Annotated in this window: 10 protein-coding genes; 6 read left to right on the top strand and 4 right to left on the bottom strand. The window is 32.1% G+C overall.

Translation table 11 applies throughout. The annotated features are described in order from the left end of the window. Positions 1-144 precede the first annotated feature (144 nt). Entirely contained in the window at positions 145-576 is a 432-nt protein-coding gene (locus tag N1F78_RS04965; protein ID WP_406685079.1) for an RrF2 family transcriptional regulator, read from the bottom strand. Between the two features lie 104 nt (positions 577-680). Here N1F78_RS04965 and N1F78_RS04970 point away from each other — a divergent pair, with 104 nt between their 5' ends. Both N1F78_RS04970 and ric read left to right on the top strand, forming a co-directional pair. After that, a complete protein-coding gene (locus N1F78_RS04970) occupies positions 681-1,184 on the top strand; it encodes a c-type cytochrome (protein WP_406685080.1) in 504 nt (167 codons plus the stop codon). 142 nt (positions 1,185-1,326) lie between these two features. After that, positions 1,327-2,043, top strand: coding sequence for an iron-sulfur cluster repair di-iron protein (gene ric, locus N1F78_RS04975; protein WP_406685081.1), 717 nt, complete (start codon positions 1,327-1,329; stop codon positions 2,041-2,043). A 39-nt stretch (positions 2,044-2,082) separates the two neighbouring features. Here ric and N1F78_RS04980 read toward each other — a convergent pair whose 3' ends face one another. Then, on the bottom strand, positions 2,083-2,430 hold the full coding sequence (locus N1F78_RS04980) for a hypothetical protein (protein WP_406685082.1): 348 nt from the start codon (positions 2,428-2,430) through the stop codon (positions 2,083-2,085). Further along, positions 2,430-3,404: a polyprenyl synthetase family protein gene (locus N1F78_RS04985; RefSeq protein ID WP_406685083.1), complete on the bottom strand. Its 975-nt coding sequence runs from the start codon at positions 3,402-3,404 to the stop codon at positions 2,430-2,432. Before N1F78_RS04985 ends, N1F78_RS04980 begins: the two co-directional genes overlap by 1 nt. Before the next feature lie 123 nt (positions 3,405-3,527). On the opposite strand from N1F78_RS04985, the gene N1F78_RS04990 reads away from it, so the two are divergent. Genes N1F78_RS04990 through N1F78_RS05005 form a run of 4 tightly spaced genes read left to right on the top strand, consistent with a single transcriptional unit; the run spans position 3,528 to position 10,182 of the window. Beyond that, positions 3,528-4,133, top strand: a complete 606-nt coding sequence (locus N1F78_RS04990; protein ID WP_406685084.1) for a TetR/AcrR family transcriptional regulator — start codon at positions 3,528-3,530, stop codon at positions 4,131-4,133. Between the two features lie 3 nt (positions 4,134-4,136). Then, on the top strand, positions 4,137-5,450 hold the full coding sequence (locus N1F78_RS04995; protein ID WP_406685085.1) for a TolC family protein: 1,314 nt from the start codon (positions 4,137-4,139) through the stop codon (positions 5,448-5,450). A 7-nt stretch (positions 5,451-5,457) separates the two neighbouring features. Beyond that, positions 5,458-6,630 (top strand): efflux RND transporter periplasmic adaptor subunit, encoded by a 1,173-nt coding sequence (locus N1F78_RS05000; protein WP_406685086.1) that lies wholly within the window; start codon positions 5,458-5,460, stop codon positions 6,628-6,630. A 21-nt stretch (positions 6,631-6,651) separates the two neighbouring features. After that, positions 6,652-10,182 (top strand): efflux RND transporter permease subunit, encoded by a 3,531-nt coding sequence (locus N1F78_RS05005; RefSeq protein ID WP_406685087.1) that lies wholly within the window; start codon positions 6,652-6,654, stop codon positions 10,180-10,182. 84 nt (positions 10,183-10,266) lie between these two features. On the opposite strand, the gene N1F78_RS05010 is transcribed toward N1F78_RS05005, so the two are convergent. Next, positions 10,267-12,843 (bottom strand): prolyl oligopeptidase family serine peptidase, encoded by a 2,577-nt coding sequence (locus N1F78_RS05010; protein WP_406685088.1) that lies wholly within the window; start codon positions 12,841-12,843, stop codon positions 10,267-10,269. Between the last annotated feature and the right edge of the window lie 19 nt (positions 12,844-12,862).

The following is a 12,862-nucleotide window of genomic DNA, read 5'->3' on the forward strand; positions in this document are numbered from 1 at the left end:
CTCCCCTATTTTTTTTAAATCAGTAAAAATTGGTTACCCAATAATTACCAGTTTCTTGAAATATTTACCTGTTAAACCACAAAATATTTTTCATGTTTTAACAATATAGCAAACAACATTTTAAAACTTTAAGGCGTCTATTTTTTATACTGGTAAGTATGCATTCCCTTTTTCTACTTCCTGAATTAACTCACTTAAAGTTCTATTTTTAAGATTGTTAAGAATTGAATTTCTTGAAGAACTTAATATATTATGCAAGGGACAGGGTTTTTCCTTATTACATTTTTCTAAACTTAACATACAGGAGTCAAATTTATCATCTCCATCTATGACACGTATTATATCAATTATGGTATTATTTAAATTCTCGTCATTCAAATAAAAACCTCCTTTTGGTCCTCTTACAGAAGATATTAACCCTTCTTTTACCAATGGTTGGAGCAATTTTGCCAAATAAGCCTGAGGAACATTTATAGGTTCTGAAATATCTTTAACCATAACTCTTTTATTATTATTAGAGTTTAAAGCTAAAAACAGAACAGCTTTAATAGCATATTTTGAAGAATTTGAGAGCATAATTAAATGAACAAATATATTACAAGGAACTTAAATCATAAATGATTTTTATCATATTATTAAAACATTTACTCATTAAATTTGCTAGTGTTAAAGCGCTGGTTATGAAAACAACACTAAAATTAATTACCACATTATTGATAACAATATTATTGAATTGCGGTGGTAAGGAAGATAAAAAGAAAGCGGGTTTTAGTTATGAAAAAAGAGAAACCGCTGTTGAAAAAGATGTAAAGGGAAATACTTCTACTCCCCCTTCCAAACAGGTAAATTTTAGCAACAAGGGGATTGGACCAATTAAATCATTAACTCTTAGTAAAAAAATAGATAAAAAAATGGCAAATCATGGAGCCGAAATTTTCAAAAAGCTTTGTACTGCCTGCCACAGAACAGACAAAAAATTTATTGGTCCAGCTCTAACCGGCATCTTAGAACGTCGTTCTCCAGAATGGGTAATGAATATGATTCTAAATCCAGTTGAAATGACACAAAAAGATCCTTTAGCCAAAACTTTGCTTATAGAATTTAACGGAGCTCCAATGCCCAACCAGAGTTTAACTGAAGAAGACTCTAGAGCTATTTTGGAATATTTCAGGACTTTAAAATAGTTAACCCACTAATTTATAATACTTCATACTGCTGAAAAGTTATTTGAAGCATCCTAACAAATGTCATGTTTTTAACATTGAATAGTTAATATTTTTGAATTCGAAACAAAAAAGATAAAAACATCTTTTATTTAAAAACCCTATGAATTCTATAGATAATAAAACAGTTGCTGAAGTAGTTGCCGAAAATATTAAAACAGCTCATATTTTTAAAAAACATGGTATTGACTTTTGCTGTGGTGGTGGCATAACCATTGAAAAAGCTTGCGAGAAGAAGGCATTAGATTATGAGATTCTTAAAAATGAACTTTTACAAATTGACGATGCTCCTATAGCATATGCCTACAACTCTTGGAATCTTGACTTCTTAATTGACCACATTATAAACATACACCACACTTATGTTAAAGAATCTATTCCTTTAATTCTCCAATATTCAAATAAAGTAGCACAGGTACATGGACATCATTATACCGAAGTGGTTACAATCAATCAACTTTTTACTGAGGTTGCCAATGAATTAGCTGCACATTTAAAGAAAGAAGAGCTTGTATTATTTCCTTATATTAAAAAGTTATTAAAGCTAAAAACAGAAGGTGCTCAACTAGAAACACCTCCCTTTGAAACCGTGAACAACCCCATTCAAATGATGGAACAAGAACATGAATCTGCAGGAGATATTTTCAAAACCATTGCTGAATTAACAAATAATTACACACCCCCAAAAGGTGCTTGCAATACTTTTAAAGCTCTTTATGCTAAATTGGAAGAATTCGAACAAGATTTACACCAACACGTACATTTAGAAAACAATATTCTACATAGAAAAGCAAAAGAACTAGAATTAAGCTTTACATAAAACCCTAGCTCAATTGAGGTGTTATTTTTTAAGGACTGATTAATAGCTATTGCGAAACCAGACTTTCTGCCATTCGCGCCTTAAGATCAAAAATGACACCTCTTCTGCTAGTTTTAAAGTATCCTCTCCACTCAATGATTTGATTGCCTTTTCCGAAACATCTATAATATAAAGTAGGTTTAAGTACTCGGTAAACTTTTCTTGGATTAGTTTATATACGGTCTCATGCAGGAGTAATTTTAAACTTGAAGGTAAAATATCTTCATGAAACCCCAAGTCTAAATTAGCTAATAAAAAATCCTTGTTTAGTTGAACAATTAGCTTTTTGTACAAATTTAAATTGTCAGCTTCTTCAATTAAATCATCAAAAGTTGTTGGAAGTTGCATTATACAGTTCTGCTCATTAAACCAGTACCAAAATCTTTTAACAATTGCTTTTTCTCTTCAGCAACACCTAAAGTTTCTAAAACTGAAAAAGCAATATTAGTATAATCCTTTACGGCTTGTTTTGTGGCCTCTGCAGCTCCGGTAGATTTAAATAGTTCTTTAACAACAAATACCTTCTCTTCGTTTTTATCAGTTTCAACCATATACAAGTTTTCCAAACGCTCTTGCTCTTTGACTGAAGAAAACTCTAATGCCTTGAGATATAAGTAGGTTTTTTTATTCTCAATAATATCTCCGCCTACTTGTTTACCAAAGGTTTTAGGATCTCCGAAAGCATCTAAATAATCATCTTGTAATTGAAATGCAATACCCAAGTTTCTTCCAAACTCGTATATACTATTCTGATCTTTCTCTGATGCACCAGCAATAATAGCACCCATTTTCATGGCGGCAGCAACTAAAACAGAGGTTTTATATTCTATCATCTTCAAATACTCTGGTATAGTTACATCATTACGGGTTTCAAAATCGACATCATATTGTTGACCTTCACAAACCTCAATTGCCGTTTTACTAAATAACCTCGCTAATGCTTGAAATATTTGAGCATCATACTCTTCAAATAACTGATACGCCATAATTAACATAGCATCACCCGAAAGTATTCCAGTATTAATATCCCATTTTTCATGAACAGTTTCTTTGCCTCTCCGCAATGGAGCATCATCCATAATATCATCATGAACCAAAGAAAAATTATGAAAAACCTCCACACTCAAAGCAGCATTTAAAGCATCTCTATAGTCTCCATTAAAAACATCAGTTGTTAATAATGTTAGAACCGGACGTAAACGTTTGCCACCTAATCCAAGAATATATTGAATAGGGTCATATAATCCTTTAGGCTCTTTAACTACTGAATAATCTCTTAAGAAGTCTAAAAACGCTTCTTGATATTTTTCTATTGAAAGCATTTAGCAAAAATAAATTAATTCGTCTTATTAAAAAGCTATGAAGTAAACTATGTGTTAAAAAAAAGTAAAACTTAGGAAACTTTTTTGGTTTTTTAAGTTTCCTAACTATATTTGCACCCCAATATGAGAGAGAAAATTATACATAAAGCAACAGACTTGTTTTTAAACTTTGGGTTTAAAAGTGTTACAATGGATGATATAGCCAACGCAATGGCCATATCTAAAAAAACCATTTACGTACATTTTGCCAACAAAACAAAATTAGTAGAAGCCGTAACCTTTGCTGTTTTTGAGAATGTTTGTCAGGGTATAGATGGTATTTGTAACACATCAGTAAACCCTATTGAAGAGCTTTACGATATAAAAATGTTTGTTTTACAATATTTGAAAAGTGAAAAGTCATCTCCACAATTTCAATTAAAAAAATATTATCCCCAAATATATAATCAACTTCGAGTCAAGCAATTCGAGAAAATGCATGAATCTGTAAAAGACAGTTTACAAAATGGTGTTGATACCGCTCTATTCCGAGACACTATTAATGTAGATTTTATTTCCCGAATGTATTTCAACGGTTTGATGGGTATTAAAGATGAAACCTTTTTCCCAACAGTAATCTATGACATGGAATACCTTATGGAAAGTTATTTAGAGTATCACCTTAGAGCCATTGTTACAGACCAAGGGCTTCAAATATTAAATAAATTTATAAAATCAAATCAATCATAAAAAATGAAAAACAGACTAATATTATTTTTTAGTTTTCTATGTAGCCTTACTCTTTTTTCACAAGAAGTTAAACACAGTTTTTCTTTGCAAGAAGCCATTGTGTACGCCCTAGAAAACAATAGAAATATAAAAAATGCAGATTTAAGTATTCTTGCTGCTAAACAACAGGTATGGGAAACTACCGCTAGGGGTTTACCACAAATAAGTGGTAATGTTGATTATACTTTTAACGTTGTTAGACCAATTGAACCGGAACCAGATGATCCTTTTTCATTCTTTTTTCCAAAGCATCAATTAACACCTAGTGTTAGGCTCAATCAATTAATTTTTGATGGCGGATATATTGTTGGATTGCAATCTAATAAAGTATTTCTAGAAATTTCTCAAAACGCCAAAGACAAAACGATTAATACCATAGAAACTAACGTAGTAAGTGCTTATAATAATGCCTTATTAACTAAAGAGAGTATTGAAATAACCAAAAATAATATTAAGGTATTATCTGATAACTTAGAAGAAACCAAAAAGGTTTTTGAAAATGGTTTAACTGAGGAAGAAGACGTTGAACAACTACAATTAACCCTTTCTAGTTTACAAAACAACCTAAGGAGTTTAGAAACACTTTCTGATATTTCTAAAGGCTATTTGAAGATTCTATTAGGTATTGGGCAAAATGAAACAATAGAACTTACAGATGTTTTAGAATCTCTGGTAATTGAAAACATTTCATTGAATTTAATTAGTGACACACACCAAGTAAACAAAAACATTGATTATAAAATTGCAGCTAATGATGCGGAAAGTAAACGGTTAGAATATAAATTAGAAAAATCAGACCAACTTCCAAAAATAAATGCTTTTGTAAATTCTAGCTACTTGGGCATTTCAGAATCATTTTCCACATTTTCAAAACCGGAACAACCTTGGTTTTTCTCAACGGCAACAGGCTTAAATATAACCTTTCCCATTTTTAGCTCATTTGGAGGAAAAGCTAAAAGACAAAGAGCAAAGATTGAATGGGATAAAGCAAAAAATAATCTAATTGATACAGAACACCAATTGTCTATCGAATTTAAAAATGCTAAAAACGAATACCAATTAGCAATTGACACTTATGGCAATAAACAAAAGAATCTTGCCTTAGCAGAAAAAATTGAAAATAAAAACACCATAAAATACAAAGAAGGAATTGCTAGCAGTTTTGAATTAAGACAAGCGCAAACACAATTATACAGTAGTCAACAAGAATATCTACAAGCTATTATAGATGTAATTAACAAAAAAGCAGCTCTTAAAAACTTATTAAACATTAAATAAAACCAACATGAAATATATATATCTAACATTAATAAGCGCCTTTATTCTAACTTCATGTGGCGGTGAAAAATCAAAATCAGTTGAAGATATTATAGCTACAAATGATTTAGAATCTATAAGACAAAAAAAATCTGAATTGGATGCTACGGCCCAAAATATTTCATCTCAACTTAAACAACTTGAGGCCAAAATTAAAGAATTAGACCCTCAAGAGAAAATTCCATTAATTACAACTTTTGCTGTGAAAGAAGACAAGTTTAATCATTTTGTTGAGTTACAAGGAAATGTTAGTACCAAACAAAATGTTGTTATAATGGCAGAGTATGGTGGTGTTTTAAAACAAGTTTTTGTCAAGGAAGGCCAAAAAGTTAAAAAAGGGCACGTTTTAGCAAAAATAGATGACGGCGGACTAAACCAGCAATTGGCTCAATTAAAAATTCAGGCAAATTTGGCTAAAACTACCTTTGAACGTCAGGAACGTTTATGGGATCAAAAAATTGGCAGCGAAATTCAATTTTTACAAACAAAATCAAATTATGAAGCACAACAACAAGCTGTTAGTCAATTAGAGCAACAATTAGCAAAAAGTGTTGTTCGCGCACCTTTTTCTGGAACTATAGATGATGTAATTACAGAACAAGGTAGTAATGTAGCACCGGGTCAATCACAATTATTTAGAATTGTAAACCTAAATGAAATGTATATAGAAACTGATGTTCCTGAACGTTACGTTTCTAATATCATTCCTGGTAAAGACGTTAAAGTAGATTTCCCAATATTAGGGAAAACTATGGATGCTAAAGTACGTCAAGCAGGTAACTTTATAAATCCAGCAAATAGAACTTTTAAAGTTGAAGTTGCTTTATCTAATAATGATCAATCTATAAAACCAAATTTAACTGCCAAACTTAAGATTAATGATTACACCAATGAGAAAGCCATATTAATTCCTCAAAGTATAATTTCTGAAAATGCAGAGGGACAACAATATGTTTATACAATCACGGATAAAGTAGAAAATAAGGCAAAATCTAAACGCGTATTTATTGAAACGGGTAAAACTCAGGGCGATTTTATTGAAGTACTTTCGGGTTTACAAAATGGCAATGAAATCATTCAAGAAGGTGCACGTAGCGTTAATGATGGACAAGATGTAAAAGTTCTTTCTATTGAAGAGTAATAAACCAAATTCTGAAAACTAATGACAAAAAATAAAAATAAAAAGAAAATTGACAAAGAGTTTGGTTTGTCATCATGGGCAATTAATAATAAAACAACCATGTATGTATTAATTGCTTTGATTCTTTTTCTGGGTGCTGGTGCATATTTCAGTATGCCTAGAGAAAACTTCCCTGAAATTAAAGAAACCAAAATATACATCAGCTCTGTTTATCCTGGAAACACAGCAGAGGATATAGAAAAGTTAATTACAGACCCGATTGAAGACAAACTTAAAACTGTAAGTAATGTTGTTGAAATTACCTCAACATCCCAGGAAGATTACTCAATTGTAATAGTTGAATTTGATGAAGACATAACGGTTGAAGCTGCAAAACAAAAAGTAAAAGATGAAGTAGACTCAGAAACTTCAAGTGAGGATTGGCCAACATTTAATGGTGCTAAGGTAGAGCCAAATATTTTCGATTTAAGTATGTCTGAGGAAATTCCAATCCTCAATATCAATATCTCTGGAGATTACCCCGTTGATAAACTAAAAGAATTTGGGGAGTATTTAGAGGATGAAATTGAAAGCTTACAAGAAATAAAGCAGGTAGATATTCGTGGCGCACAAGATAAAGAAGTTGAAGTTGCTGTTGACATCTATAAAATGATGGCAGCACAGGTTAGTTTTAAAGAAATTACCGATGCAATTAAAAATGGCAATGTCACTCAATCTGCAGGTAATTTAATTGCAAGTGGACAACGACGTACTATAAGAATTATTGGTGAAATTGAAAACCCAAGCGAACTTGAAAGCTTCGTCGTAAAGGCGGAAAATAAAAACCCAATATATCTTAGCGATGTTGCAAAAATAACATTTAAAGATGAAGATAAAACCACCTACGCTAGAGAATTTGGGCATCCTGTAGTAATGCTTGATGTTAAAAAACGTGCTGGGAAAAATATGGTGGCTGCAGCAGAACAAATTCAAGTAATTGTGGATGATGCTATTGAAAACGTATTTCCTCCAGATTTAACAGTAACAATTACCAACGATCAATCTTCAAAAACTATCGGACAAGTTGATGATTTAGTAAACAACATCATATTCGGTATTATATTAGTAGTTACCGTTTTAATGTTCTTCTTGGGTTTTAAAAACGCACTTTTTGTAGGGTTTGCTATCCCCATGTCAATGTTTATGTCTTTAATGATATTAAATATGCTAGGTTACACCATGAATACCATGATTCTATTTGGTCTTATTATGGGACTTGGAATGTTGGTTGATAACGGTATTGTAGTAGTTGAAAATGTTTACCGTTTAATGAGTGAAGAAGGCATGAGCCGTATTGAAGCTGCTAAAAAAGGTATTGGTGAAATTGCTTTCCCAATAATAATTTCTACAGCTACAACAGTTGCTGCTTTTATTCCATTAGGTTTATGGCCAGGAGTTATGGGGCAATTCATGATTTATTTCCCAATAACTTTATCAGTCGTTTTGGGTTCATCTCTGTTTGTGGCTATCTTTTTCAATTCAGTTTTAGTGTCTCAATTTATGACTACTGAAGATAAAGAAATGCCTCTTAAAAACATCATCAAAATTTCTGCTATTGTTGGTGGTATTGGTGCATTAATTATGATTTTAGGAGGTGAAAACAGAGCCTTAGGAACACTAATGGTTGTTACTATCATCTTGTTATGGGCTTATCGTTTATTCCTAAGAAATTGGGCAAACGGATTTCAAAATAGAATCTTACCAAAATGGGAACGTTTTTATGAAAAAGCATTAAGAAGTGCTTTAAGCGGAAGAAAACCTGCTGTTATTGCCATAGGTACTTTCTTTTTTCTCATTCTAGCTATAGTAGGTTTTATTGGCTCAGTAGCAACTCAAAGAACAAAAGTTGAATTCTTTCCGAATAATACACCCAACCAAATCATTGTTTACATAGAATATCCTGAAGGTACCGATATTAAAAAAACCAATACGATTACTAAAGATATTGAAGAGCGCGTATATAAAATTCTTAATGAAGAAGCTTATATGCACGGAGACTTTAATTTCTTAACTGAAAGTGCAGTTTCTCAAGTTGGTGAAGGTGCAGGAAACCCCCAAACCGATGGTGGTTCACAAGCTGAAATGCCACATAGAGGAAAGATTACTGCTACTATGCGCGAATACAAATTTAGAGATGGTGCCGATAGTAATGTCCTGCTTGAAAAAGTGCAAGAAAGCTTAAAAGGTATTTATCCAGGTGTAGCTATTTCTGTTGAAAAAGATGCGGTTGGTCCACCTGCGGGTTATCCAATTAACTTAGAATTAAAAGGAGAGAATTATTCTGAACTCATTACTACAGCAGAGAAAATGCGTGACTTTATCAATTCTAAAAACATTCAAGGTATTGATGAGTTAAAAATAGATGTCAATAAATCTAAACCTTCAATGTTAGTGTCTGTAGATAGAAAAAAAGCTGGTGAACTTGGTGTTAGTGCAGGACAAGTTGGTCAACAATTACGTAATTCTATTTTTGGAGTAAAAGCAGGTGTTTATAAAGAAGACGGAGAAGATTATGATATTTATGTACGCTTTAATGAAGAAAACAGATATAATACGAGTGCTATTTTCAACCAAAAAATAACATTTAGAGATATGGCTTCTGGCCAAATAAAAGAAATTCCTGTATCTACAGTGTCTAAACAAAACAACAACTCTGGTTTTAGCGCAATCAAACACCGTGATACTAAACGTGTTGTTACATTATATTCCGCATTAGCTCCAGGCGGAAATGCTGCGGTTATAGTCTCTAAAATCCAAGAAGAAATGCAAAATTTCAATGAAAAACCAGATGGTGTGAAAATAGATTATACTGGAGAAATAGAAGAGCAAAACAAACAAATGGCATTCTTAATGGGCGCTTTCTTTACAGGCTTAGGCTTAATTTTCTTCATCTTAATATTCCAGTTCAATTCGGTTTCTAAACCAGGAATCATTATGATTGCAATTTTCTTAAGTTTAATAGGCGTGTTTGGAGGTATTGTAGCTACAGGAAGCGCCTTTGTTATCATGATGACTATGATGGGAATTATATCGTTAGCAGGTATTGTGGTAAATAATGGCGTGGTACTCTTAGATTATACCCAACTTTTAATTGATAGAAAAAAGGTTGAATTGAACCTAGACGAAGATGCTTACGTACAAAACAACGAACTTTTAGAAGCAATTGTAAAAGGAGGTAAAGCTCGTTTACGTCCTGTACTTTTAACAGCTATAACCACTATATTAGGTTTAATACCGTTAGCTACTGGATTAAACATTAATTTCTTTACCTTGTTTAGTGAATTTAACCCACATATATATGTAGGTGGTGATAATGTAATTTTCTGGGGGCCCCTAGCTTGGACAGTTATATATGGGCTTTTCATTGCTACCTTCTTAACATTAATTGTAGTACCTATTTTATTTTATTTAGTTACTAAGTTTAAAATGTGGTTATATGGTAATAGAGTAGCTAATTATAATAAAAAAGCTATTCCACAAGAAGTATTCAATATGGATAAACGTATAGAGTAATCTTAATTTACTTCTCATATAAACAGAAAAAACCTCAGTCTTAAAAAGACTGAGGTTTTTATTTGTAAGTCATTCTTATTTACATTATTTCCACTCAAAATCGCCATGTTCAATACTCCAATCATTTCCAAAGAAACCGGCACATTTAACTTTAGAAACACCGTCAACTAAAACAGAATCATCAAACAATATCACATCAGGGAAGGTACTTCCGTTAACCAAATAATGATTAGCATATGCAGCTTTCATGCCTTCTTCACCAGTAGCGGTAACAACTCCTACACTTGCTAAATCAGAATCTTGCCTAGGCACAACAAAATACATACCCCAATTGTTCCCAGTTAAGATTTTACCTCCAAAATTAATTTTGCTATTATTTACCTGAATAGGACTTTCTTTTAAAACTTTATTCCAAGCTGCATTATTATCTTCATTACCATATAACACCACATTTCTATCTGCATATTTTTTTAATGAAAAGTCTCTATCACTAATCATTTCAATATTCCCATTAGCTCTATACCAAAATTTTTCGGCATCAAAAAGTGCTCTTTTGTAATACCATTTATTTTCCTCTTCTGTACCATTTGTAGCATAAACTAAAACTACATTATTCCTAAAAGCATCTTTAAATCCTCCATTTCTATGTGGTCCTTTTTCTTTAGAATCTGACTTAGTTGTTATATTCCACTCTCCTTTTTCCTTCTTAAAAAATATTATTGACTCACTATCTACAGATAAAGGTTTTCCATCTAAAACCAAACTGTTTATGGTATCATTTATTTTATTAAAATCAACCTCTAATAATGCTACATTGTCTGTTGTTATAATATACTGTTTGTCTTTTAAGAATTTAAATGAACTCACCTTAAATGCTTTCTCCTGTTGATGAATTTTAATAAAATGCGACTTAGATGATACTCCTGGAGAACCAGTATAAAATTCTAGCTCATCAATATCTTCGTCATTTTTAATAGTTCGGTTTTTAAATAAATCAAAAATGGGTTCCCAATCCATACTATGGTCCCCATACCAATGTGTGCCATCAGGATATTCATAATAAGTAAAATCATTGTGAAACTTCCCTAAACGTTCTCTCATATCTCTAGCAATAGCTGTTGGCACAACATTATCTTTCTCACCATGATACACATAAATACCATGATGCAAATAATTGCGAATTAAACCAAGGGTTCTACTGGGTGTTCCTGCCCTAGCAATCATATTTTCAACTGAAGATGGCACATGCTTAATCTGCATCCGTTCTAAAACCTTTGGTGTTATTCCAAAACGTTTCATGCGTTCTTCAGACATTTGTGATAGTCTATTTAATGAACGATCTCTATAAAGTAACAAATCTGGATAGCCTGCACATGGACCTAATGCTGCAAAATAATCTGGGTAAGTGGCACCTAAATACCAAGTACCATGACCTCCCATGGAATGACCAGTTAAATAAATTCGTTTTTCGTCTGGTTTGTAAATTCGTTTTGCTTCAGCCAAAACTTCCAAAGCATCTAAACGCCCCCAATCTTCCCAAGCAAAACCAAAAGGGCGACGGTTGGTTGGTGCAATAACATTTCCCCAGTCTTTTTGTTTATAAGCATTGGCTTGATTTTCGGCTTTAACAGAAGCTCCATGTACAGATAAAAACATAGCTTGAGCATCTTCTGTTTTGTTTGTTGTGGGCGCTATACTAAAGTATTGCACACTACCATCAATATCACTTATAAACGTGCGTTTGTATTTTTTATATTTAGATTTTACCCTAATATTCGTTGTTGTTTTGGTATCAACAATTTGTTTTCCATTTGAGAGATTTAATTTCATTTCAATCCTTCCTAACTTAGAAGTATCTGTTACTGGAGCAATATTATAAGCTACCTTTTGCACACTCATTGGCGGCAAATCTTGAACTAGTTTTTCTTTTGATTTACCATCAATTTCAGAAATAATCTTATAATTTTTTACCCAGTTTTCAGTAGCATTTATAACTCTAACCGCAGCTAAATAATCTGTAGGTTCTTCAATTAAAACATCAGGTAAGGTTAAATCTCTGGTTGTTATTTGCACTTTAGCTTTTGGTTCTATCAATCTTGCTCTTATCCTAGGAAAGCGCCCTACTTTTAAAACAAAAACGTTAGTCCCTTTTTTTAGCGTGATAGGAATTAAGCTCCATCCGTAATCATAATAATCACCTTCATGAGGATAGCCATTTATTAAAGCTATAGTATGTCCTGAAGCTTCAAAAAGAACTGTTTTTTCTGTATTAGATTTATATGTTAGATACACATAACTTGATCTTAAACTTCTATCTCTAAAAGAATTTGTAGAATCTACTTTTATAGCTTTCCACTTTAATTCATCACCTTTAAAATCAATATCGAACACCTTATCTTTTAACGCCCTATATTCTGGGTTCATTAAAAACTTGCTAAAAACAGGATCTTTAGGAAAGGTTATCGAGTTATGTCCAACATTTTGAAGTTTAAGTGATAAACCTGAATCAAAAACATGCAACAGCTTTCCTTCTTTAATATCATTTACCTTTTCTTTTCCAAAATACTCAACAATATTGCCTGTTTTTTGTTGTGCATTTAAGCAAAGACTAAGAAGAAGAAAGAAAAGAATGTGAATTTTGTCTTTAGAATTTATTTTCATGATGAATTTTATTTCTAAT

The organism is Seonamhaeicola sp. MEBiC01930, assembly GCF_045277075.1.
Classification (GTDB): Bacteria; Bacteroidota; Bacteroidia; order Flavobacteriales; family Flavobacteriaceae; genus Seonamhaeicola.